Consider the following 22,425-nt stretch of genomic DNA (forward strand, 5'->3'; position numbering starts at 1 on the left):
ACCTCAGGAGTGGGGGTGTACCGAGACGTGTACGGCGGCCTCACCCGGCACGCCGCCGCCGAGGGTCTCGATGGCGAGGACGGTGTCGTCCAGCCCGAAGGAGTGGGTGTGCAGCTTCTCCAGGGGATGGCGGCGCGACTCGATGATGCCGATCGCCTCGCGGTAGGCACGGTGGTCCACGCCGAACGCGCCGACGACGGTGAGGGCGCGATTGATGATCAGATCGGTGCGCAGCGGGATCTCGCGGCGGCCCTTGAGCCCGGCCAGCACCACCCGGCCGCCGTGCCGCGCCGACAGCAGCGCGTCCGTGACCGGCCCCGCGGCCATGGGGGTGAGCTCCAGCACGACGTCGGCCAGTTCGCCGCCGGTGATCTCGCGTACCCGCTCCACGGTGTCCTCGGCCTGCTCGCCGTCGACGACGATCGTGTGGTCGGCTCCGAACTCGCGGGCCAGGGCCAGCTTGTGGGCGTCCGGCTCCAGGCCGGTGACGATGATCGTGCCGGCGCCGGCCGCCCGCGCCGCGATGACGGCGGACAGGCCGCGCTGCCCGGCCCCGAGCACCAGCAAGGTGTCGCCGAGCCCCACGCCGCCCAGATGACAGGCCCAGCGCACGCCCGCGCCGAGGGGGTTGAACATGGCGGCCACCTCGGCGGGGAGGGCCGGGTCGATGGGGTGCAGGATCGTGTGGGGCGACAGGTACATGTACTCGGCGAACCCGCCCCAGAGCGACGGCGCCACGTCCAGCGACGCCACTCCGTGGCCCGGCCTGCGGTTGGGGCACGACTGGTAGTGCCCGGTCAGGCACCGGCGACAGGCGTGGCACGGAATGATGATCTCGACGGCCACCCGGTCGCCGGGCTTGACGCCCCACCGTTCGGCGGCCCGCTCGCCGACCTCCTCGACGATGCCCATCGGCTCGTGGCCGGGCACGAACGGCTTCGGGTTCTCCTGGTCCATCGACCCGAGGTGCCCCCTGAAGATCTCGACGTCGCTGCCGCAGATGCCGTTGGCCTCCACGCGCAGCAGTCCGTCGTCCTCGCCGATCCGCGGACGGGGGAACTCGCGCACCTCGATCTTGTTGGGGGCGATCTGCACTGCCGCGCGTACCGTGTCTGCCATCGAATGCGGGCCTCTCTCCTGGCGGGTTTCGCTGCCAGGATGTCGGCGACGGCAGGGGAATGCGACGAGGATTTCACGTCACGGAAAGCAATCATGCGCGCTGTTCACAGGCGTGCATTTGCTTTCCGCGACGCGAAAGTCAGGTGGCCCGTCATCCGGCCCGCTGGGCATAGTGAAGCACCGCTGACCTTCGCTCGAAGGCATCGCCTCGACTCCGACTCATGCGCCGCGGCCGCTTCGCCACGGCTTCGTGGCGCGGGGCACCGTGAGTGCTTCCGCCGCCCATCCGAGCACCGGCACTCCCACCTCCCGGAAGGACGATCAGTGATCAAACCCGGCTTCGTCGCGGCAGAGGACCGAGAGACCGTCACCGCGATGCTCCGCGCGCAGCTCGCCGGGCTGCCCGCGCGCTCTCCGTTCTACGCCGACCTGTTTGCCGGGCACGGAGTCGACACGGCGGCGCTGGTCACCCTCGACGACCTGCGCAAACTGCCTTTCACGGACAAACAGCTGCTGCGCGAATCTCAGGCCGGTTCGCCCCCGCTCGGGCGGCACGCGGGCGCGGACATGGCCGACGTGATCCGCGTCCACGCCTCCACCGGCACGACCGGCAAGCCGAGCTGGGTGGGCGTGACCCGGCGTGACTCCGAAACGTGGACGGAGATGGTGGCCCGCGCGTTCATGACCATGGGCGCGCGGCGCGAGGACGTCGTGCTGCACGGCTCGGGGCTGACGTTGTTCGTGGGCGGGCTGCCGATCAGGGACGCGCTGGAACGCATCGGCTGCACGATGGTCCCCATCGGCACCGGGGCGTCGGACAAGGCGGTGCAGGCACTGGAGTCCCTGGGCGTCACCGCGCTGCACGCCACCCCCTCGTACGTGCGCTACCTGGCCGAATACGTACGCAAGCTGGGACGTGACCCCAGGGAGTTCGGCATCACCAAGATCTTCGTGGGGGGCGAGCCCGGCGGCGGGGAGCCCGCGTTCCAGCAGCGCATGGAGGAGGAGTGGGGCGCCCGCGTCACCGAGGGGCTGGGCAACGCGGACATGGCGCCGGTGTTGTTCGCCGAGCCTCCGGGCGCCGGCGGCATGCGGTTCACCGGTGGCCGGCACGTGGTGGTGGAGCTCATCGACCCGGACACGGGGGAGCCGATCGACCCCGAGCCGGGCGCCACGGGCGAGCTCGTCTACACCTCGGTGGACCGCGAGTGCTGCCCGCTCGTCCGGTTCCGTACGCGGGACCGGGTGCTGGTGACGGGGCTCGCCGGCGACGGCGCGCCGCTCATCCGGTGCGTGGGGCGTACCGACGACATGCTGATCGTGCTGGGGGTCAACGTGTTCCCCACCGCGATCCGTGATCTGGCGCAGACCCTGCATCCCCGGACGAACGGCGTGGTCCAGGTCGTCCTGCCCGGCCCTGGACCGCGGGTGGAGCCGCCGCTGCGGGTCGACGTGGAGCTCGGCGAGGAACCGTGCGACCAGGAGCGGCTGCGGCAGGAGATCGAGGAGCTGATCAGGGCCCGGCTGACCGTGCGGGCGACTGTCGTGCTCGTGCCGCCGGGCTCGCTGGAGCGTACGGAGATGAAGTCCCGCCTGACCCGGATCGCCGGCTGACGGCCCGGCCGCGGGCGGGCCGGTCAGGCACACCAGGATAGGAGCAGGCAATGTCAGACGACCCGATGATCGACCCCTTCGCCGACGCGGGGCACCGGTGGATGACCGGACGCACCGCGCTGGTCACCGGGGGCGGCCAGAACACCTCCTACCCGGGTGTCGGGTACGCCATCTGCCGGGTGCTGGCCAGGCACGGCGCGCGGGTCGCCGTGCTCGACAGGAACGCGGAGGCCGCCGAGCGCACGGTGAAGCTGATCGCGGAGGACGGCGGTGAGGCGATCTCCGTGATCGCCGACGTGACCGACGACCGGGCCTGCGCGAGTGCGGTCGCCGAGGTGGTCGACCGCCTGGGCGCTCTCGACACGGTGGTCAACAACGTCGCGGCGGGCGACCGGAGCGGGCTGTTCGACACCACTCCCGAGCACTACGACCGGCTGATGGACATCAACCTCAAGTCCGCGTGGTCGATCACCCGGCACGCCGTCCCCGTGCTGCCGCGCGGCAGCTCCATCGTGAACATCTCGTCCGTCGGGGCGCGCAGGCGCGGGCCCGGACTGGTCTACTGCGTGGCCAAGGCCGCCATGGAGAACATGACCGAGGGCGCGGCGACCACGCTCGGGCCGCAGGGCATCCGCGTCAACTGCGTCGCGGTCGGCGCCATCTACGGGGCGTTCGCCGCGAAGGGCCCCATGACCCAGGAGATGCGCGAACAGCGCCGCGAGGGCACCTCGCTGAAGACCGAGGGCACCTCCTGGGACATCGCCCACGCCGCGCTGTTCCTGCTGAGCGACCGGGCCCGGTGGATATCCGGGCACATCATGCCGGTCGAGGGCGGCCCCCCGCACCGCTACTCGACCGAGCCGATCACCTCCGTGCCGTTGGGGGAGTGACCGGCCGCGTACGGGACCGGCCCGCGTCAGGGGAGCGGGCCGTTCCCGGCGCGTTCGCGTGAGGCGCGCCGCTCAGGAGCCCACGGCGCTGGAGTACTTCACCTCGCGCACCTGCCAGTGCGCGGTCTGGCGCGGCACCCCGGCGTCGGCGACGGCCGAGGGCGCTCCGAGCGCGCGCGAGATGCTGCGGGAGGTCGCGGCGAGCGCGGGCACCAGGGAGTGCGGGGACGGCGAGCCGAGCGGCACGGTGATGCCGACCGCAGCCACGACGCGGTCGCGCGGGCCGCGGATGGGGACGGCGACGGCCATAACGTCGTAGGTGAGCTGGCTCTGCACGATGGCGACGCCCGACTTGCGCACCTCGGCCAGGAAGTGCCGCAGCGCGTCGGGGTCGGTGAGCGTGTGGTCGGTGTAGCGGCGCAGCTTGGAGGCGAGCACCTCCTCCTGGAACTCCTGGGAGGAGTGGGCGAGCAGCACCAGCCCGGTGCCGGTCGCGTGCATGGGCCAGCGCCCGCCGAGCCGGCTCGGCACGGGGACGGTGTCGCGGGCGCGCAACGACTCGACGTAGATGACGTCGTGCCCTTCCGGCACGCCGAGGTGGATGTTACCCCGGGTGGCGTGCTGCAGGTCGTGCAGGTACGGCAGCGCGATCTCCCGCAGCTGGCCGCCCTGCGGCGCCAGGGTGCCGAGCTCCAGGATGCGCAGGCCGATGCTGTACTTGCCGTCGCTGTGCCGGGACAGAGCACCCCAGCGGCGTAGTTCGTTGAGCAGCCGATGGGTCGTGCTGAGCGTGAGGCCGGTCCTGCGGCTGATGTCGCTGAGGGACAGCGCCAGGTTCTCGGTGTCGAAGACGCCGAGAATGGAGAGCACGCGCTGGGCCGATGTCAGGCGATGGGGTTCGAGAGATTTGTCTGCCAGGACAGTCACCAATTCACCTGCCTGTCCGTATGACGTGACCTAGGTTACATGGGCGTAAACCAGGCTACATAAACGGACAGCCTTTCGATAGTAGAACAAATTGGGCGAAAATCCCTTCCGCTGGACGGAAAGGGGGCTTCCCTCTCGAACGACAAACAGGGCATGCGGACGAAATGCAACTAGCCCTTCCGTGTCACGAAAGTCGAGATTTCATCTGAGATGCCACGGTCTACATTGCTCTGAGCAGGGTCGTAGTCGCACCCGGTCACCCCGCCGGACGTTCCCCGCGGCCCCGATCACGAGTGAGGCGAAGATGCGCGACGAAACACGCCTGGAGCAGATCCGGTCCACCCTGGCCGTCGACGGCTACCAGCTGACCGTCGAGGAGGCGGGCCCCGGCTTCGACGTGCGGATCACCGCCGGAGCCGGAAGCTGCCCCGACTGCCTGGTCCCCAAGAACATGATGGTGAGCATGCTGGCGCCGATCCTCGGCGTGGGGCCCGACGGCATCCGGCTCTCCTATCCCGGCGACGTCGCTCCGGCGAACCACGCCTGATGAGGGGCCACGAGCCGAGAAGAGGTGCCTGAGGGATGCTCGACCGAATCCTTGACCCGACCGGCCTGTCAGTACGGCCCGCGAACGTGGCGGTGCCCGCGAGAAGGCTGCCGAGTCTGGCCGGCGCCCGCGTCGGATTGTTGAACAATACCAAGCGGAACGCCGCGCAGCTGCTGACCGAGCTCGGCGACCTGCTCCGTGACCGTTACGGCGCGGTGGTGACGATCCAGCGCACCAAGCCGCATGTCGCCTTCCCGGTGGACGAGCCGACGCTCAAGGAGATCGCCGCCGTCAGCGACGTGGTGATCACCGGCGTGGGCGACTGCGGGTCGTGCAGCGCGTCAGCGGCGGCCGACGGCATCGCCTTCGAACGGGTGGGCGTCCCGGCCGCGGTGATCGTCAGCGACGCGTTCGAGGTGACCGCGCGGGCGATGGCCGGCGTGCACGGCGACGAGAACTTCGAGATCCTGCTGACCCCGCACCCGGTGGCCGTGCTCAACGAGGAGCAGATCGCCGAACGCGCCACCCAGCTGGTCGCCGACGTGGCCGGCCGGGTCTGCGAGCCCGCCCGATGACCGGCGGCACCCTCGACGCCCAGGTCACCGACCCTCTGGACGGCGCGCACAGGTCCATCGAGTACATGTACGACCAGGGCTGGACCGACGGCCTGCCCGTCGTGCCGGCGACGCGCGAACTGGTCGACACGTTCCTCGCCACCACGTCACGGCCCGCCGACGAGGTCATCGGCCGGCTCGACCACCTCAAACGGGAGGTCTCGGTCGAGCTGGCCGCCATCAACGCGGCGATGGCGGGCTGCCGGCCCGAATACTTCCCTGTGGTGCTGGCCGCCTGGGACGCGCTGATGGCCGAACGCTCCACCGTGGGCGGCGGCTGGCAGAGCACCAGCGGCCCCGCGCCGCTCATCGTGGTCAACGGCCCGGTACGCCGGCGGCTGGGTTTCAACGCCACCGGCGGCGTGTTCGGGCCCGGCTTCCGCGCCAACGCCACCGTGGCCAGGGCGATCGGGCTGATCGTGCGCAACGGGCTCGGCGTGGTGCCGCACGTGCTGGAGCAGGCGACCCAGGGCGTCCCCGGACGGTGGGCGATGTGCGTCGCCGAGAACGAGGAGGAAAGCCCGTGGGAGCCGCTCTCGGTGGACGGCGGGGTGGCCGCCGGCGTCGACGCCGTCTCCACGACCCTGCTCAGGACCAGTGAGTTCGTCGACAACCGGCACACCGACGACCCCGAGGCGCTGCTCGGCGACTTCGCCGACACGATCTCGCGTACCGGTAGCTGGATCTTCCGCCACGCCAGCGCGGGCGTGGTCTTCTGCCCGGAGCACGCCCAGATGCTGGCCGCGGCCGGAATGAGCAAGGCCGACGTGCGCGACTGGCTGATCGAGCGCTGCGGGCGGTCCGAGGCCGACCTGGCCAGGGCCGGCAAGAACCACGTGCACGGCAACGTCCGGCGCCAGAGCGACGACGGCGAGCCCGGCGCCTTCCACCGGTACTTCGCCGACGGCGCGCCCAAGAACCTGCCGATCGTCGTGGCGGGGGCCCGCAACGCCGGGATCTCCATGGTGGTCCGGGTGTTCTCCAACTGGTCCGGCATCTCGGCCAGGGTCGAACCACCCCGCGACGGCGCGGCGCCTGCGGCCCCATGAAGCGCACGACCCCGGCCCCGGACCTTCCGCGCGGTCCCGGGGGCTCGTGGCAGGGCCGTTCGACAGGGGAGGAGCTCATGTCCGACGATCCGCCGGCCGATCCGTTCGCCGGCGCCGGGGCCCGGTGGATGGCGGGTCGCGCAGCCCTGGTCACCGGGGCCGGGCAGAACGGAGCGCTGCCGGGCGTCGGCTACGCCATCGCCCGGGTGCTCGCCGCGCACGGCGCGCGCGTCGCGGTGCTCGACCGGGACGCGGCCGCCGCCGGCCGCACCGTGAAGGTGATCGGCGAGGACGGCGGCGATGCGGTGCCCGTGGTCGCCGACGTGACCTCCGACCGGGCGTGCGCCGCCGCCGTCACCGGGGCGGCGGCCCGCCTCGGCGGGCTCGACGCCCTGGTGAACAACGTCGCGTCGGGCGACCCCGCGGGGTTGTTCGAGGTCGATCCCGACCGGTTCGCCGAACTGATGACGGTCAACCTCACCTCAGCCTGGCAGGTCACCCGGCACGCCGTCCCCGTGCTGCCGCGTGGCGGCTCGATCGTGAACATCTCCTCGGTGACCGTGCGGGCGCGCGGGCCCGGGATGGTGTACTCCCTGGCCAAGGCGGGGCTGGAGAACCTGACCGAAGGCGCCGCGGCCACCCTCGGACCGCAGGGCATCCGGGTCAACGGCGTGCGCGTCGGCATGATCTGGGGGTCGTTCGCCGCCGCCAACATGCCCGAGGAGGCGCGCGCGGCGCGGCGCGAGAGCACCGCGCTCATGACCGAGGGCACCGCCTGGGACGTCGCCCAGGCCGCGCTGTTCCTGCTGAGCGACCGGGCCCGGTGGATCTCCGGGCACCTCCTCGACGTCGACGGCGGGCCCTCGCGCCGGCCGCCGCCCGTGGCGGCCCCTGCCGGCCGCGACCGCGACAGATGACGTAGTCCAGGTGCCGCAGATGACCCACGATCTGCGGCACCCGTACGAAATACGGTCCCTACAACTCCGCAAACCGCCGACATCCACCCCGCTCTGAGGAGTGCCACCCATGACCCACAACGGCACGTCCAAGCCTCCATCGATCAAAGGGCTCTTCGCAGCCAGCTTCATCGGCACGTCGATCGAGTGGTACGACTACTTCATCTTCGGCACGGCCGCGGCGCTGGTGTTCCCCCGGCTGTTCTTCCCGGACGCGTCGCCCGAGGCCGCCACGCTCGCGTCGTTGTCGGCGTTCGCCGCCGGATTCCTGGTCCGGCCGCTGGGCGCCGCGGTCATCGGTCACTTCGGCGACAGGATCGGCCGCAAGTCGATGCTCGTGCTGACGCTGATCCTGACCGGTGGGTCCACCTTCCTCATCGGAACGTTGCCGACGTACGCGGCGATCGGCATCGGAGCGCCGCTGCTTCTGGTCTCGCTCCGTCTCGTCCAGAGCTTCGGCGTGTCCGGCGAGTGGGGCGGCGCGCTGCTCATCTCCACGGAGAACGCCGCACCACACCGTCGCGCGGTTTATGGAAGTTTCGCCCAGTTCGGGGTTCCGATCGGTGTGCTGACCTCCAACCTGGCGTTCCTGGCCGTCGCCGGCATGGACGACGAGGCGTTCTTCTCCTACGGCTGGCGCATCCCGTTCCTGCTGAGCGCGGCGCTGGTCATCGTCGGCTTCGTCGTACGCCTGCGCCTGTCGGAGACGCCCGAGTTCGCCAAGGCGAAGAAGGAGCGCACGATCAGCAAGGTTCCCTTCGCCGAACTGCTGCGCCGGCACCCGCGCAACCTCATCCTGGGCGGCCTGGCCGCGATCGCGCCGCCCGCGGTGGGCTACGCCGTCACCGTGTACATGCTCACCTACGGGACCCAGGTGGCCGGCTTCGAGCGCAACACGCTGCTCACGATGATCCTGACGTCGACCTCGGTGTGGATCCTCGCGATCATCGCGTCCGCGGTGTTGTCCGACCGGTACGGCGCCAAGCGGCTCTACATCGTCGGCGCGATCACCGCGGTGGTGTGGCCGGTGCCGATGTTCGCATTGGTCAACACCGGCGAGATCGTGCCGGCGCTGATCGCGTTCCTGGTGGCGGCGGTGGTGCAGGGCATCATGGCCGGCGCGCAGGGCGGCCTGTTCAGCGAGATGTTCGACCTCAAGGTCCGCTACAGCGGCATCTCCATCGCCTACGCCGCGGGCGGCACGGTCGCCGGCGCCGTGACCCCGGCCTTCCCCGCCCTGTACGCCGCGTTCGGCTCGTCCACGCCGGTCGCCGTGTTCCTGACCGTGCTGGGCGCGGTGAGCCTGGTGGCCGTGAGCGGCATCAAGTACACCGCGGCGGCGCGCGAGCCCGTGAAGAAGGTCGGCGCCCCGGCCGTGGCGCCGGAGGTCTAGCCGGGGTGCACGATCCGCCGCGCGGGAGCGAGGGCGCCGGGCTTCGACCCGCGCGGCGTACATTTGTCCCGGTGTGGTTCCGCGGCGTCGCGCCGCGGCGAGAAGCAGGAGGCCGGACACGTGCCAGACCAGATGCCGGGGCGGCTGAACCTCGACGACCTGCTCGCGATCGACGTGCACACGCACGCCGAGGTCTCCAGGAACGGGCACGGGTCCCTGAGCCCCGAGTTGTTCGAGGCCTCGGCGACATACTTCAAGGCGCATCCCCGTCCGACCATCCCGGAGATGGCCGCGTACTACCGGGAGCGGCGGATCGCGGCGGTCGTGTTCACGGTGGACGCCGAGCACGCCACGGGGCATCCGCCGATCGCGAACGAGGAGGTGGCCGAGAGCTGCGCCGAGCACGCCGACGTGCTGATCCCGTTCGCCAGCATCGACCCGTGGCGGGGGAGGGCGGGTGCGCGCGAGGCCCGCCGTCTCGTCGCGAACTACGGTGTGCGCGGCTTCAAGTTCCACCCGAGCGTGCAGCGCTTCTCGCCCGACGATCCCATGGCCTACCCGTTGTACGAGGCCATCGAGGAGCTCGGCGTGCCGGCATTGTTCCACACGGGCCAGACGGGCATCGGCGCGGGCGTCCCCGGCGGCGGCGGGATCAGGCTGCGGTATTCCAACCCCATGCTGCTCGACGACGTGGCGGTCGACTTCCCCGAGCTGCGGATCGTGCTGGCGCACCCGTCGTTCCCCTGGCAGGACGAGGCCCTCGCGGTCGCCACCCACAAGCCGTACGTCTACATCGACCTGTCGGGGTGGTCGCCGAAGTATTTCCCGCCGCAACTGGTGCGCTACGCCAACTCGCTGCTGAAGGACAAGGTGCTCTTCGGCTCCGACTATCCGGTGATCACGCCGGACCGCTGGCTGGCCGACTTCGACGAGCTCGAGATCAAGCCGGAGGTGCGCCCCCTGATCCTGAAGGACAACGCCGCGCGCCTGCTGGGGCTGCGGGGCTGAGTCAGCCGCGTGAGGGCACGGCCATCTCGCCGAGCTCGGACCAGTCGTCCTGCGGGACGGTAGTGTTGACGATGCGCGGGGTCTCGGCGAGGTGGGGCGGCAGCGTCTGCCGGGCCTTGCGGAAGTGGTCGGAGCCCACGTGCGCCGCGCCGGCCTCGTCGTCGCGGAACGCCTCGACGAGGACATATTCGGTGGGGTCGTCGAGGCTGCGTGACCAGTCGAACCACAGGCAGCCGGGCTCGGCGCGGGTCGCCTCGGTGAACTCCGCGGTGATCTCCGGCCAGCGGTCGGCGTGCTCCGGCAGGACGCGGAACTTGGCGGTGATAAAGATCATCTGAGTGCTCTCCCGGTCGGCGGCGCCACTGGTCCGAGTCTATCGGCTGCCGAATTGCGTTCTAAGGAATCGCCCAGTGAGACGAGACCGAACTCCGGCCTGTCCCGACCCGGATGTCATTACGACGGCGTACGCCATACGCGGTTTCGGCTCCGAGGCGGTATGCCTGGTACCCACGGGTCAAAGGACGTTCTATCCACCGGTGGAGCCCTACGAGACGGGAACGCTCGACGTAGGCGATGGCAACGAGCTCTCCTGGGAGGTCAGCGGCAACCCGGAGGGCCCGGCGGGGCACGTGCCGGCGGCACATGCGTGGGCCGCCTGGGACCTGCATCCGGCCTGGCCGGGGGCCGACTTCCAGCTCGTGGACGACGCCGGGCACGCGGGTGCGGAGCCCGGCACGCTGCACCGGCTCGTCGCGGCCACCGACCGTTTCCGCGGCGGGGCCTAGGCTCGGATCATGTAAGGCCAGGATCCGCGGCTCCGGCATCCCTGCGGAGCCGTCCCGGCCGGCTCGCCACGGTGCTGGGCGTGTTCTATGACACGGCCGAGGCCCGGCGGGTGTCCGCCGGGCCTCGGGGATGGGTGTCTAGTAGATGCGGTACTTGCGGCCGCAGTTGTCGAACTTGCCCGCCCAGCAGGTGAACGTGTAGGCCTTCTTGACGCCCCGCCCGCTCCAGCTGCCGACGACCTTGCCGTCCCAGGCCTTGTTGAACCTCTTCCAGTGGCCGTTCTGGTAGACCTCGAACCAGACCCAGGCCTTCTTGCCGCCGCGCTTGTCGACGCCGTACCACTTCGTGTGGACCTTGCCGCGCTGCTTCCAGGTCTTCCCGAACGTGTACGCCTTGCGGTCGCTGGAGAAGAACTTGCCCCAGCTGCCACCGCTGTGGAACGCGTCGGCGGCGGTCGTAGCGGTGGACTGCGTGGCGGCCTGCGTGGCGGCCTGGGTGGCGGCCTGGGCGGCGGGGGTGAGAGCGATGCCGGTGACGGCCATCGAGCCGGCCAGAGTCGCGATCGCAAGGGTCTTACGCATTTGGGTCCTCCCCGTGTCGGTGTGCCGGTCGTTCCCGGCACACCAGGGACATTACGGAGACTCGCCGCGATCATCTGTGGACAAATCCACACACAGCACTTATGTGGATAAGTCCACAGACCAGGCACCTTGCGCAGGCGGCCCCGGAGGGGCCGAGTATGGCGATATATCGGCCTTTGTGCAGGTCAGCGCTTGACGGTCGTCCGGCCCGTCGGGAACGGCACGAACGGCTTCTGCTCCGACTTCGCGGTCGCGCCGCCCTTCCCGCACAACGCCAGGACCAGATGGTTGCCCATCGCGTTGTCGATCTCGCTCGGCTCCAGCTGGCCGTCGTCGCCGACGCGCTGGTACTTCATCAAGTTCATCCCGAACGAGATCTGGCGCTTTCCGTCGGGGCTGGACAGTGACTGCGCACCCATGCCGAAGACGGCTCCGTCGTGCCCCCAGAACCGGCCGCACGGCAGGTCGGCGGCGTAGAGGCCGAGGCCGTAGAGCAGGTATCCGCCGCCCGCGTTCACGGGCACCGTCTTCTGCATCTCGGCCAGCTGCTTCGCGCCGACCAGCCGCCCGCGCAGCAACTCCCGGTAGAACCGGTTGAGGTCGTCCATCGTGGACACGACGTCACCGGCCGTGCGCACGAACGACATGTCGTAGACGCTGTAGTCGCGCGGCGGGTCGATCAGCCCGTACCACGACTCGTACGCCTTCGAGTGGGCCCCGGGGATGCGGGGCGTGCGCGGGTAGGACGTGTGCCGCAGGCCCGCCTTGCGGATCACGTTGCGGGTGATGTGGCGCTCGGCGTTCTCGCCGGTGACCTTCTCCAGGAGCAGGCCGATGATCACGTAGTTGGTGTTGGAGTAGGAGCCGGGCGTCGCGCCGGGCTCGCCCGTCGGGGTTCCCTCCAGGCCCATCTTCACCAGCTCCGCCGGCTTGATCTTACGGAACCGGTGCTCGTCCAGGCTGCCGGTCTTGCCCTCCAGCAGCGAGGGGAACGCCGGAGCGAGGTAGTCGGCGATGTGGCTGGTGTGGTTGAGCAACATCCGCACGGTGATCTTCTCGCCGCGCTCGCTGGAAACGAGGTCGGGCAGGTAACGGCCGATGGGGGCGTCCAGTTCGATGGTGCCGCTCGCCACCTGCTGCAGCACGGCCACGGACGCGAAGGTCTTGGAGATGCTGCCGACCCGGTGCGTCATCCTCGGGTGCATCGGCCGTTCGGTCGTCACGTCGGCGACGCCGGTGGCGCCCTGCCACGTACGGTTCCCGTCGCGGACCGTCGAGAGCATGCCGTACATCCCCGCCTTGTGCGCGGCGTCCAGCGACTGCTGCAGCGCCTGCCGGTCCAGCACGGGATCCTGAGCGGCCGCGGCGGTGCCCGGGGCCATCAGGGTCGCCGTGGTGAGCAGCGCGGCTGCGGCGGCCAGCCGCCTGGTGTGTCGCATTCGAGGGGAGATCATGACGATTATCCTGATCCATCCAGCCTGGTCATGGGCAGTCCGCGCTGTCACCGGCTCGACATGACAGACGTCATGTCGACGTCATGACATAGGTCTTGGTCAGGGACCGACCAGACCCGCCTGATGGGCGAGCAGGCCCGCCTGGGTGCGGTTGGCGAGGTCGAGCTTGCCCAGCAGGCGCGAGATGTAGCTCTTGACGGTCGAGTCGGACAGGAACAGGCGGGCCGCGATCTCGCCGTTGGTCAGGCCCTCGCCGAGGCAGGCCAGCACGTCGCGCTCGCGTTCGCTCAGCCCGGCCAGCTTCTCCCGCACGGCGTCGTCCGCCGGCGCCGAGCGGGACACGAGGTGACGGGCGGCGGACGGCGACAACACGGTGGCGCCCTGGGCCGCGACCTTGACCAGGTCGATCAGGTCTTGCGGTGGGGTCGACTTCACGACAAAACCGTTCGCGCCGGCCTGGAGCGCGCGCAGCACGTGGGTGTCCGAGTCGAACGTGGTCAGGGCCACCACCACCGGGGGCGTGCGCAGCCTGGCGATCTCGGCGGTGGCGGTGATGCCGTCCACGCCGGGCATCCTGATGTCCATCAGCACGACGTCGGGAGCGGCGCGCAGCACGGCCTCCACCGCCTCCGCGCCGTCCTCGGCCTCGGCCACCACCTCCACCTCGCCCGTCGAGGTGAGGATGGCGCGAAGGTGGTGGCGGACCATGGGGTCGTCGTCGGCCACGAGTACTCTGATCATGGGGTGTCCAGGCGGTCGTCCGTGGGCACTGACACGGGCAGGGTGGCCGAGACCCGGAATCCGCCGTCCGCTTCGGGGGCAGCCGCGAAACGGCCGCCCAGCAGCGACACCCGCCGCCGCAGACCGTCGAGCCCCAGCCCGGAACCGCTCGCCGCCAGCCCTGACCCGGCCGCCACGGAAACCGCCGCCGAGCTCGCCGCCGAACCCGCCGGTGGAGGGGCGTTGGCGACCGTGACGGTCAGCCGGTCGCGGTCATGGGCCAGCTCGACCTCGACAGGCGCGCCGGGCGCGTGTTTCCTGGCGTTGGTGAGCGCCTCCTGCACCACGCGGTACGCGCCCCTCGCGATCGCCGGCGTCACCGCCTCCGGCGTGCCGGTGACCCGCAGGGTGGCCGGGTTGCCCGCGGAGGTGGCGGAGCCGACGAGGACGCCCAGACCGGACGGGTCGAGCGTGACGCGCGCAGGCTGGCAGGGCTCGTGCGCGTGGCCGCGGCGCAGGACGCCGATCAGGTCGCGCAGCTCCGTCAGCGTGCGCGAGCCCGCGTCGCGGATGTGCTCGGCCGCCGCCCGGACCTCGTGGTCGGCCGCCGATACCTTCAACGCCCCGGCGGCCAGGACGATCTCGGTGACGTGGTGGGTGACGATGTCGTGCATCTCGCCCGCCACCCGCTGCCGCTCCGCCGCCTTCGCCCGTTCGGCGAGCAGCCGCCGCTCGCGCTCGGTGCTCTCCGCCCGCTCCCGCAACGATCGCAGCAGCTCGCGGCGGGCGCGGGCGTACACGCCGAGAGCGCCGGGCAGCACCGTGGCGACGATCCCGCCGTAGGCGATCTCCCACTCGGGCCTCCACAACCGGGTGGCGGCCAGCGCCAGGACCGCGACGTACGCCACCGCCTCCCGGCGCGGCAGCCTGTTGACAACGAACCACACGATCGCCGGCGTGCACAGGGGCACGGTCGTCGGCGTCACAGGGTCGAGCGGCGTGAACGACCCGGGAGCCAGCGTGTCGCCGACGGCGGCGAGCGCCGAGCCCGCGCAGACGAGCATGGCGACCACCCGCGTGAACCGTACGAGGAACGGCAGGCAGGCGTCGGCGGCCAGGCTTAGCGCCAGCCCCGCGGCCGGGCCGAACGGGCCGCTCGTGCGCTGCACGCTCCGGTAGAGTGCCAGGTCGAGCAGGGCGAACGCCGCCATGACGACGACCAGGAAGGCCTGGACCCTCCTGGCGTCGCTCGAAGACGGTGTGGTGTCGGTCATGGTCGATCGAAGTGGGCGCACCGGGGCGCGGGCGTCGTGGCGGTGCTTCCCGGCCGCTCGGTGATCAGGTGCGCGACCCGCCCGCCGGAGCCCCAGCGCGGCCAGGCCCGGTCGCCGGAGGACGGCGTGCCGGTCCGCGCGAACGACGCCCAGGCGGCCACCATATCCCGGGCCACCGACAGCTGGGTCCGGGTGAGCGGCACGGGCTCGCCGTCCAGGTTGATCGGCTTGTCCCGTACGTCGAACAGGTACGCCAGCTCCGAGGCGTGCTGCGCCCCCGCGGGGAACCCCGGCAACGTCGGCACGAACGGCGGCGCGGTGTCGTCGCCGAAGACGTAGGCGTACACCTTCGTCCGGCGGGTCAGGGCATCGCCGTCCCTCGCGTGGGGGCAGGCGAACATGGCGTCGGTGTTGGGGGCGGCCCACGCCTCGCTCGGGGTGGCGTAGTCGTCCCTGGGGTACCGGCGGGCGATCTCCTCCGCCCTGCGGCCGAAGCCCTGACGGAGCAGTTCGGGGAGGTTCTCGTCGGTGACCGGCTCGCCGAGCAGGCTCATCACGCCGGCGAACACCAGCGCCTCCTTGCTGGTGTGCCCGGTGAGCACGGGCACGCGGGCGAAGTCGCCCTTGCGCAGCGCCCGCTCGGGGGAGAGGGGCAGCGCCGGGCCGCCGTACGAGGCCGCCCTGAACATCCCGGTGAGTTCCAGCAGCTCCTTGACCGGTTTGCCGCGCAGGCAACGGAGCGTCTTCGCCGCGTCCTTCCCCGCCGGGCAGCCCACCTGCCGCGCCGCCGAGCGGGTGGCGGCGTACGTCTCCTTCAGCGGGCGCCAGAACGACAGTTTCGGCGTGCCGGGACCGGTCGCGTTGGGCAGCAGGGCCGTGCCGCACGAGCCGCTCTGGACGATGGCCCTGTGGAACAGGCCCTTGCCGCCGGGCGCGGTGAGCTGGCCGCACGTGGCGATGCCGCCGCCGGACTCGCCGAACAACGTCACGTTGCCCGGATCGCCGCCGAAGGCCGCCGCGTTCCGCCGTACCCAGCGCAGCGCGGCCTGCTGGTCCTGCAGCCCGAACGTGCCGCCACCGGGCATGCCGGGCAGCGCGACGTAGCCGAGCACGCCGAGCCTGAACTCCACGGTGACCACGACGACGTCGCCCTGGACGGCCAGGCGGCGCGGGTCGTAGTCGGCGCCGCGGCCCGCGGTGAAGCCGCCGCCGTGCAACCAGACCATCACCGGCCTGCCCGCGCCGCCCGACGCGCCCGAGCCGGCTTGGCCCGAGCCTGGTTGGCCGGAACCCGTCTTCCCGGAGCCCGCCTTCCGGGAGCCCGGTTCACCGGGGACAGGTGCGCTGGGGGCCGGCTTTCTGGGGACGGTGACGTCGAGGGTGAGGCAGTTCTCCTCCTCGCTGCTCTCCTTGGGGTTCTCGCTGGCCTGGGGGCAGGCGGGGCCGGACGTCGTCGCGTCGCGCACACCCTGCCACCGGGCGACGGGCCGGGGCGGGCGCCAGCGCAGGTCCCCGGTGGGCGGCTGGGCGTACGGGATACCGCGATATCGCACGACATCCCCGTCATGGACTCCTCGGATCCGTCCGCTGTCCAGCACCGCATCAGGACCGCCCGCACCGGCACCCCGCGCGGGCGTCGCGCCGCCCTGCGGCGTGGCGCAGCCCTGGGCGAGCAGGAGCGCCACGGCCCCCGCGACCACCGTGTTCCGCCGTCTCATATCCATGACCCGCACGTTAGGAACGCCGCCCCGCCCGCCGGTACGGCCGGAGGTTGCGACCCTTCATCCAATGGTTGACATCCGGCCGTCCGGAACGACGCGACCGCGTGACGCCGAGGACACGACGGGGATGCGCCAGGCCGGAGGAGAAGGCATGATCGCGGTGTGGGTTACGACGAGCTGATCCAGGAGGCGCTGGCCACGCCGTTCGAGGGCTGGGACTTCGCCGTGTTCGACGGCCGCATGACGGTGACGGGCGACCTGCCGTGGGACTACGCGGGCATGGTGCGCGAGCGGCTGCCCGGCACGGCTTCGCTTCTCGACCTGGGCACGGGAGGCGGCGAGCTGCTGGCGTCGCTGGCCCCGCTGCCGCCGCGCACGGTGGCCACCGAAGGGCACTCGCCGAACGTGCCGGTCGCCCGACGCCGCCTGGAGCCGCTGGGCGTCGAGGTGGTGGCGGCCGGTGGGGAGGGGACGCTACCGCTCCCCACCGGGGCGTTCGAGCTGATCGTCGACCGGCACGAGGCGTACGACCCGCACGAGGTCCGCCGTCTCCTCGCCCCGGGGGGCACGTTCGTCACCCAGCAGGTGGAGGGCCGCGACCTGGAGGAGATCAACGCGGCGCTGGGCGGGCCCCCGCACGAGGACGCGCGCTGGAACCTGGACACGGCCGTTGCGGGGCTGGCCGGCGCGGGCCTCGACGTCACCTGGCGGCAGGAGGCCGGCTACCCGGTCGCGATCGGCGACGTGGGCGCGCTCGTGTTGTACCTGCGAATCATCTCGTGGCAGGTGCCCGGCTTCGACGTGCACGACCAGGGCGACAGGCTGCGCGCCCTGCACGAGGAGATGGAGCGCGGCCACCCGCTACGGGCGACCGCCCGCCGTTTCGCCCTGGTCGCCCGCCGCCCGGGCTGACCGCTCCCGCTTCGCGCCGGCGAGGGGACGGGGGTCAGTAGGTCCAGGCCTGGCGCAGTTCGGCCTGCCAGCCGTCGTTCGGGAAGTAGTTGTGGATGATGAACGCCGGCCCCATGCCCTTGGCGAAGATGTTGTCCCGCTTGTGCCGCAGTTCCAGAGGCCCGCCGACGTCGCCGTTGCCCCGGTTGTTGTCCTTCCAGATCTCGAACTGCTTGATGCAGGTTCGGCCCTTGAAGTACTTGTTGGCGCAAGTGGGCCCGGACGGCGGGAACCACACCTGCTTGTGGTAGAAGTCCACGTCGGTGCCGCCGGGGATGAGGATCTTCCCCCAGGCCTCGAGACAGTACGCCTCCGGCTGGACGGTCCACTTCACATAGTGCTGCTTGCCGTCGAGCGACAGCAGCGGCTTCATGTTCTTGCAGTTGACGTCGCCGATCCGCTCCTTGGTGACGCGCTGCTTGAGCATGCCTTCGCTGTTGCCGTAGCCGTCGAGCTTCACCCAGTCGCCGACGCGCTGGAACTTCTCGTAGTTGGCCGGCGGCCACTTGGCCGGGTCGCCCCACCTGATGTGCGAGACGTTGCCGCCCTTCGGCTCCCATGCCCACTGGTTGCGCCACGAGCCAGACCAGAACTGGCCGGCGCTCTTGTCGAACATGCGGGAGAAATCGCCGTACGTGCCGAGCCCGGCGGCGTGGGCGGGTGCGGCGCCGGCGACGAAGGCGAGGGCGAGGGCCGCGACGGCCACCGCCGACTTCCTGATAGCAGAGAACATTCAGCCGAGGCTAGCGGCGAACATTGACCGGGCGTCCCACTTCAAGAAACGGTTAACCGTCAACGTTCCCGCACCTCAGCGGGGCTTCTCGCCGGTGGGGATCTCGGGGATGTCGAGGCGCCACCCGGGTTCGATGTGGTCGGGGGTGATGCCCTCGATGTCGTCGTTCGCCTCGTAGACGGTCTGCGCGTGGCGCGGGTCGCCGTACTCGTCCTCGGCGATGTGGCTCAGCGTGTCGCCGGGCGCCACGATCCGCTCCCCGCCGCCCGGCGTGGGCGGCGGCAGGGTCGGTACGGGCGCCTCGGACGTCCAGTCGTCGTGCCCGGGGACGGACAACGGCGGGGTGTCGACCTGGCCGCGCGGCACGAGGCCGTAGGAGATCGTTCCGGGCAGAAGACCCAGCAGGCGGCCCTTCACGAACGGCGAGCCGTCCAGAAAGGCGCTGACCGGCTTGGAGCTGAAGTTCACCAGCCCCTGCGCGGGCACCCGCGCGGCCTTGGGCCAGTTGCTGATCTTGTTCAGGGCGGACTGGGGGTTCCACAACTGGAACTCCCGCGCCCTGGCCGACACGCTGTTCTTCGGCGCCCAGACGGTCGTGGGGTCGCCCGCGCCTCTCCCCACCACCGGCACGTACCCGTGCTTGGCCGGGTCCATCCAGGAGAAGAGGCGGCGGGGGGTGAACTGCGCGTTCATCGGCGTCAGCGGCTTCGACGGGTCCGCCGCCGACAGTCTGAGGTCCCACTTGTCCGCCTTGTGGAAAGCGTGGTGGCGCAGGCCGGTCCTGTCGCGTAGAAACCGCGCGTACCCGCCGCCGAAGAGGGCACTGACGCCGCCGACGGTCAGGCCGTCCTTCAGCGCCGCCCCCAGCGGCTTGCCGTCGTAGAGCAGGCTGAGGCCGGTGCTGGCGCCCGCGTTGAGCGCCCCTTCGAGCCCGATGGCGAACGCCATCGGATGGTTCTGCGCCAGCCGCGCAACGGGGGCGAGGCCCTTCACGAAGCCGACCCCTCCGCCGAGGAGCGAGAGGCCGGTCAGTGTGCCGGCCATCTTGACGTTGATCCCCCACGGGTCCTCGCGTCCCCGCAAGGTGTTGGCCAGGCTGGAGTTGACGTAGTTGGTGCCCGCCACGAGCCCCGCGTTCTTCGCGTACGCCGACAGCACCGTGCGTCCGGCCTCCTTGGCTCCCAGCAGCCGCGTCCCGGAGCGGAGCCCCAGCATCCTGTTGAGGCGGAGGAGCATGGCGCCGAGTTTCGCGTGGCGGGTGGACAGCAGGAGCGCCACCCTGCCGAGCGCCTGCCGTGCCGCCAGCCGGTTGACGGCCCGCGCGCCCAGGCTCAGCGCCGCGCCCACCCCCACGGTCACCCCGAGGCTGGCCAGGAAGAGGGCGACGTACTTCTTGGTCTCCTGGGTGGCCTTGATCGCGTTGTCGATGATCGCCGCCGCCTCGTCGGCCCGCGCGGCCAGGTCGGGGAGGCCCGGCGTCTCGGTATTGCCTTCCGGCGGGTTCACGTGGGTGCGCCAGGTCTCGCGGAAGGCGTCGGCGGCGTCGCCCGCCCAGTCCGCCCGGCTCACGTGCGCCTCGATCGCGGAGATGTGCTTGTCGTGCACGTCTCTGAGGCTCTTCGCGGTGGCCAGGCAGCTCTCGCGCATCTGGGCGAGCTGCTCCTCGTACGCGCCGCCCATTCCGAGCATGTCCAGGGTGGCGTTCCAGATGATCGACACCGTGCCGGGGTCCGGTGGCTCGGCCGCCGTGGGCGCCGGCTGCGGTTCGGACCGCCCGCTGCCGGCCGCGTCGTAGGTGGCCGCGCCGGCCAGCAGCCCCTCGGCGAGCTGCACCAGGGTCGTCTCGCGCTTCCACAGGGCCGACGACAGGCCGTTGAAGAACGCCTCGTAGCCCTTGGCGAACTCGGCGGCGCCCTCCTCGATGAGGTCGTACGTGTCCACCTCGGGGGCGGCGCCGGCTTGGAACTCGCGCAGGACGCCGGACAGCGCGGCGGCCGTGTCGGCGCACGCCTTGCCAGCCTTGTGGAGCTCGTCGAGACCGCCGGGGCCGATGGAGACGAACCCTTGACTCACACGAACACCCTTCCCTGGAGAGGACTCGCGGACCCGGGACAGGCGGCCGGTGGCGTGCGCGTGCCGCCATCGGTAAGGCGTATTTCCCCGCCGGCTACTTGGTGGGAATGCTCCATTAATGTTCGTGTACGCGCAATCGATTTTGACACCCTTCAACTTTTTCCGAAGTGGACTCGGCCCGCCGTACTCTCCCCGCAGAAGAGCCGGGAGGTACGGTGAACGACTTCGACCCCGAGGATCTGGAACGCATCACCGCGCGGGCGGAGGAGATGCTGTCCCGCGTCGAGGAGCTCAGGAGTGAGATCGACATGGCGGTCGGCCGCGGTGCGGCGGCCGACGGGCAGGTGCGTGTGACGGTCGGCCCCTCGGGCCGGCTGACGGAGGTCGAACTGGCGCCGCGGGCCATGCGCATGGACAGCCGGCGTCTGGCCGAGGCGATGTTGCGGGCCGCGCAGGAGGCCCAGGACGACGTGGCGCGGAAGGTGGAGGCGGTGATGGCGGGCACGCTCGGCGTGGGCCTGCCCGACGAGAACTTCGGCGATCTGCTGGAGTCGTACGAGACGTCGATGGAGGAACAGTTGCGCGCCATCGAGGATCGGCAGCGCGACGGGCGCTGACCGACATTTCCAGGTTGTTTGAAGGAACGTTCTCAGGCACGGGCCCGGCCCTAGGGTGTGCGCGGATACGCACGTGCACAAATGTCGCGGGATGTGAATAAGTGGCCATGAGGTGGCGGGGTGCGGCGGGGCGGCGCGTGGCGGGAGTCGTCGCGTCCGTGCTCGTCGCCGTGCTGGTGGGGGCCGGTCTGTTCCTGGGCTCGGGAGTGTCGAGCGCCCGGCCCAAGCTCTCCGACGTGGGAGCCTGGCTGGCCAGCGCGCTCAACGGCGAGGTCGTGCACGCCAACGGCCTGTCCGGGCAGGTGGACGGCCGGGTCGACCTGGCCTCCTCCGAGGGCGACGCGCTCAAGGTGGTGCAGGACGGCGACAACGTGCTCGTCGTCGACGAGTCCACGGGCAAGGTCAGCCGCATCGACTCCACCCAGCTGGAGGTCGCCCAGACCGGCAAGCTCGGCGCCGGCGGCATGGAGATCGTGATGGCGGCGGGCAAGGCGTACGCGCTGGACCCGCGCGGCGGCACCGTCCAGCAGCTCGACCCGCTCACCGTGGCCACGGTCGGCGCGCCCATCACGCTGAAGCCGCCGTTCGGGCAGGCGGGCATCGACAAGAACGGTACGCTCTGGGTGCCCGTCCCCGAGGAGGGCACGCTCGTCCAGATCAACGGCGCCCAGAAGGGCAAGGCCGTGACGGTCGGCGAGCCGGGCGACCCGCTCACGCTGACGATCGCGAACGGCGTGCCGCTGGTCACCAACTCCGCCCGCGCCTCCGCCATGGTGATCGGAGCGACCGGCACCCGGCTCGAGGTCAGCCTGCCCAGCACCGTCACCGACGCGGGCACCGGCGGACTGCTCGTACCGGCCGTGGCCGAGAGCAACGTCGTGCCCGTGCTGGCGCCCGCGCAGGGCGCGCTCGTCCTGGTCGACACGGCCAGCGGAGCCCTGACGACCGTCGCGGTGAAGGGCGGCAAGCTGGGCAGGCCGCAGGCGCTCGGCCGGCGGATCTACATCGCGAACGAGAGCACGGGCCGGCTCATCGTGTACGACACCGTGGCCAAGAAGTTCGAGCCGGAGAAGGTCGTCACGGGCAAGGCCGGGCCGCTGGAGGTCTTCGTCAAGGACGGGCTGCTCTGGGTGAACGACCAGTTCAGCGAGACAGCCCTGGTCATCCAGAAGGACGGCAGCGGCCACCGGGTCGGCAAGTACGACGAGGCGCTCGGCCAGAAGGACACGCCCACGCCCCTGCCGATCCCCACCTACACGCCCACGGCGGTCCAGCCGACGGCCGTGCCGACCCGCTCGGCCGAGCGGCCCACGGGCACGCCGACGTCCGTCCCGACCAGGACGAAGACCGCGCAGCCGACGGTGACCGTCACGGCCACCCCCACCCCGACGCCGACCC

At 71.2% G+C, this 22,425-nt stretch carries 22 protein-coding genes; 12 read left to right on the forward strand and 10 right to left on the reverse strand.

From position 1 onward, the window contains the following. Positions 1–3 precede the first annotated feature (3 nt). A complete protein-coding gene (locus E1267_RS18050) occupies positions 4–1,119 on the reverse strand; it encodes a zinc-dependent alcohol dehydrogenase (RefSeq protein ID WP_132333740.1) in 1,116 nt (371 codons plus the stop codon). Between the two features lie 324 nt (positions 1,120–1,443). Here E1267_RS18050 and E1267_RS18055 point away from each other — a divergent pair, with 324 nt between their 5' ends. Both E1267_RS18055 and E1267_RS18060 read left to right on the forward strand, forming a co-directional pair. Beyond that, a complete protein-coding gene (locus E1267_RS18055; RefSeq protein WP_132333741.1) occupies positions 1,444–2,733 on the forward strand; it encodes a phenylacetate--CoA ligase family protein in 1,290 nt (429 codons plus the stop codon). Positions 2,734–2,783: 50 nt separating this feature from the next. Beyond that, positions 2,784–3,623 (forward strand): SDR family NAD(P)-dependent oxidoreductase, encoded by an 840-nt coding sequence (locus E1267_RS18060; RefSeq protein WP_220449540.1) that lies wholly within the window; start codon positions 2,784–2,786, stop codon positions 3,621–3,623. A gap of 72 nt (positions 3,624–3,695) precedes the next feature. Here E1267_RS18060 and E1267_RS18065 read toward each other — a convergent pair whose 3' ends face one another. Then, positions 3,696–4,550: an IclR family transcriptional regulator gene (locus E1267_RS18065; protein ID WP_220449541.1), complete on the reverse strand. Its 855-nt coding sequence runs from the start codon at positions 4,548–4,550 to the stop codon at positions 3,696–3,698. Positions 4,551–4,854: 304 nt separating this feature from the next. Here E1267_RS18065 and E1267_RS18070 point away from each other — a divergent pair, with 304 nt between their 5' ends. From E1267_RS18070 to E1267_RS18095, 6 genes are all read left to right on the forward strand, one after another. Next, positions 4,855–5,097 carry a hypothetical protein gene (locus E1267_RS18070; protein WP_132333742.1) on the forward strand — a complete coding sequence of 81 codons (243 nt, stop codon included), beginning with the start codon at positions 4,855–4,857 and terminating at the stop codon, positions 5,095–5,097. 35 nt (positions 5,098–5,132) lie between these two features. After that, positions 5,133–5,672: a UGSC family (seleno)protein gene (locus E1267_RS18075; RefSeq protein ID WP_132333743.1), complete on the forward strand. Its 540-nt coding sequence runs from the start codon at positions 5,133–5,135 to the stop codon at positions 5,670–5,672. Next, positions 5,669–6,760: a patatin-like phospholipase domain-containing protein gene (locus E1267_RS18080; protein WP_132333744.1), complete on the forward strand. Its 1,092-nt coding sequence runs from the start codon at positions 5,669–5,671 to the stop codon at positions 6,758–6,760. The genes E1267_RS18075 and E1267_RS18080 overlap by 4 nt, the downstream gene beginning before the upstream one ends. 77 nt (positions 6,761–6,837) lie before the next feature. Beyond that, positions 6,838–7,677 (forward strand): SDR family NAD(P)-dependent oxidoreductase, encoded by an 840-nt coding sequence (locus tag E1267_RS18085; RefSeq protein WP_220449542.1) that lies wholly within the window; start codon positions 6,838–6,840, stop codon positions 7,675–7,677. A gap of 109 nt (positions 7,678–7,786) precedes the next feature. Continuing rightward, a complete protein-coding gene (locus tag E1267_RS18090) occupies positions 7,787–9,109 on the forward strand; it encodes an MFS transporter (protein WP_132333745.1) in 1,323 nt (440 codons plus the stop codon). 120 nt (positions 9,110–9,229) lie between these two features. Beyond that, positions 9,230–10,117: an amidohydrolase family protein gene (locus tag E1267_RS18095; protein WP_281283652.1), complete on the forward strand. Its 888-nt coding sequence runs from the start codon at positions 9,230–9,232 to the stop codon at positions 10,115–10,117. Position 10,118: 1 nt separating this feature from the next. Here E1267_RS18095 and E1267_RS18100 read toward each other — a convergent pair whose 3' ends face one another. Beyond that, positions 10,119–10,451: a putative quinol monooxygenase gene (locus E1267_RS18100; RefSeq protein ID WP_132333746.1), complete on the reverse strand. Its 333-nt coding sequence runs from the start codon at positions 10,449–10,451 to the stop codon at positions 10,119–10,121. 202 nt (positions 10,452–10,653) lie between these two features. Between E1267_RS18100 and E1267_RS47920 the strand changes: the two genes are divergently transcribed. Next, positions 10,654–10,902 carry a hypothetical protein gene (locus tag E1267_RS47920; RefSeq protein WP_425465084.1) on the forward strand — a complete coding sequence of 83 codons (249 nt, stop codon included), beginning with the start codon at positions 10,654–10,656 and terminating at the stop codon, positions 10,900–10,902. A 138-nt stretch (positions 10,903–11,040) separates the two neighbouring features. Here E1267_RS47920 and E1267_RS18110 read toward each other — a convergent pair whose 3' ends face one another. The 5 genes from E1267_RS18110 to E1267_RS18130 all read right to left on the reverse strand — a co-directional run bounded on the left by E1267_RS18110 (position 11,041) and on the right by E1267_RS18130 (position 16,656). Further along, positions 11,041–11,484 carry a hypothetical protein gene (locus E1267_RS18110; RefSeq protein ID WP_132333747.1) on the reverse strand — a complete coding sequence of 148 codons (444 nt, stop codon included), beginning with the start codon at positions 11,482–11,484 and terminating at the stop codon, positions 11,041–11,043. A 185-nt stretch (positions 11,485–11,669) separates the two neighbouring features. After that, entirely contained in the window at positions 11,670–12,938 is a 1,269-nt protein-coding gene (locus E1267_RS18115; RefSeq protein WP_132333748.1) for a serine hydrolase domain-containing protein, read from the reverse strand. 99 nt (positions 12,939–13,037) lie between these two features. Next, the gene (locus E1267_RS18120) at positions 13,038–13,679 is read right to left on the reverse strand and encodes a response regulator transcription factor (protein WP_132333749.1); all 642 of its coding nucleotides are present in this window, start codon (positions 13,677–13,679) and stop codon (positions 13,038–13,040) included. Then, positions 13,676–14,932: a sensor histidine kinase gene (locus tag E1267_RS18125; RefSeq protein WP_132333750.1), complete on the reverse strand. Its 1,257-nt coding sequence runs from the start codon at positions 14,930–14,932 to the stop codon at positions 13,676–13,678. The genes E1267_RS18120 and E1267_RS18125 overlap by 4 nt, the downstream gene beginning before the upstream one ends. Beyond that, a complete protein-coding gene (locus E1267_RS18130) occupies positions 14,929–16,656 on the reverse strand; it encodes a carboxylesterase/lipase family protein (RefSeq protein WP_132333751.1) in 1,728 nt (575 codons plus the stop codon). Before E1267_RS18130 ends, E1267_RS18125 begins: the two co-directional genes overlap by 4 nt. A gap of 159 nt (positions 16,657–16,815) precedes the next feature. On the opposite strand from E1267_RS18130, the gene E1267_RS18135 reads away from it, so the two are divergent. Next, positions 16,816–17,565, forward strand: a complete 750-nt coding sequence (locus E1267_RS18135) for a class I SAM-dependent methyltransferase (protein WP_246063987.1) — start codon at positions 16,816–16,818, stop codon at positions 17,563–17,565. Positions 17,566–17,599: 34 nt separating this feature from the next. Here E1267_RS18135 and E1267_RS18140 read toward each other — a convergent pair whose 3' ends face one another. Together E1267_RS18140 and E1267_RS18145 are read right to left on the reverse strand one after the other, a co-directional pair. Further along, positions 17,600–18,337, reverse strand: coding sequence for a hypothetical protein (locus E1267_RS18140; RefSeq protein WP_132333752.1), 738 nt, complete (start codon positions 18,335–18,337; stop codon positions 17,600–17,602). Positions 18,338–18,412: 75 nt separating this feature from the next. Beyond that, positions 18,413–20,410 carry a LysM peptidoglycan-binding domain-containing protein gene (locus E1267_RS18145; RefSeq protein ID WP_132333753.1) on the reverse strand — a complete coding sequence of 666 codons (1,998 nt, stop codon included), beginning with the start codon at positions 20,408–20,410 and terminating at the stop codon, positions 18,413–18,415. Positions 20,411–20,625: 215 nt separating this feature from the next. Here E1267_RS18145 and E1267_RS18150 point away from each other — a divergent pair, with 215 nt between their 5' ends. After that, positions 20,626–21,027 (forward strand): YbaB/EbfC family nucleoid-associated protein, encoded by a 402-nt coding sequence (locus E1267_RS18150; protein WP_132333754.1) that lies wholly within the window; start codon positions 20,626–20,628, stop codon positions 21,025–21,027. Positions 21,028–21,134: 107 nt separating this feature from the next. After that, positions 21,135–22,425: NHL repeat-containing protein (locus E1267_RS18155; protein ID WP_484213941.1), on the forward strand; the 1,291-nt coding region annotated here is incomplete at its 3' end.

This window comes from Nonomuraea longispora (assembly GCF_004348345.1).
Classification (GTDB): Bacteria; Actinomycetota; Actinomycetes; order Streptosporangiales; family Streptosporangiaceae; genus Nonomuraea; species Nonomuraea longispora.

Coding starts and splice junctions, on each gene's coding strand:
- E1267_RS18060 (WP_220449540.1), top strand. CDS start 2,784: ATGTCAGACGACCCGATGATCGACCCCTTCGCCGACGCGGGGCACCGG.
- E1267_RS18120 (WP_132333749.1), bottom strand. CDS start 13,679: ATGATCAGAGTACTCGTGGCCGACGACGACCCCATGGTCCGCCACCAC.
- E1267_RS18130 (WP_132333751.1), bottom strand. CDS start 16,656: ATGGATATGAGACGGCGGAACACGGTGGTCGCGGGGGCCGTGGCGCTC.
- E1267_RS18140 (WP_132333752.1), bottom strand. CDS start 18,337: ATGTTCTCTGCTATCAGGAAGTCGGCGGTGGCCGTCGCGGCCCTCGCC.
- E1267_RS18050 (WP_132333740.1), bottom strand. CDS start 1,119: ATGGCAGACACGGTACGCGCGGCAGTGCAGATCGCCCCCAACAAGATC.
- E1267_RS18070 (WP_132333742.1), top strand. CDS start 4,855: ATGCGCGACGAAACACGCCTGGAGCAGATCCGGTCCACCCTGGCCGTC.
- E1267_RS18085 (WP_220449542.1), top strand. CDS start 6,838: ATGTCCGACGATCCGCCGGCCGATCCGTTCGCCGGCGCCGGGGCCCGG.
- E1267_RS18080 (WP_132333744.1), top strand. CDS start 5,669: ATGACCGGCGGCACCCTCGACGCCCAGGTCACCGACCCTCTGGACGGC.
- E1267_RS18100 (WP_132333746.1), bottom strand. CDS start 10,451: ATGATCTTTATCACCGCCAAGTTCCGCGTCCTGCCGGAGCACGCCGAC.
- E1267_RS18125 (WP_132333750.1), bottom strand. CDS start 14,932: ATGACCGACACCACACCGTCTTCGAGCGACGCCAGGAGGGTCCAGGCC.
- E1267_RS18075 (WP_132333743.1), top strand. CDS start 5,133: ATGCTCGACCGAATCCTTGACCCGACCGGCCTGTCAGTACGGCCCGCG.
- E1267_RS18110 (WP_132333747.1), bottom strand. CDS start 11,484: ATGCGTAAGACCCTTGCGATCGCGACTCTGGCCGGCTCGATGGCCGTC.
- E1267_RS18115 (WP_132333748.1), bottom strand. CDS start 12,938: ATGATCTCCCCTCGAATGCGACACACCAGGCGGCTGGCCGCCGCAGCC.
- E1267_RS18090 (WP_132333745.1), top strand. CDS start 7,787: ATGACCCACAACGGCACGTCCAAGCCTCCATCGATCAAAGGGCTCTTC.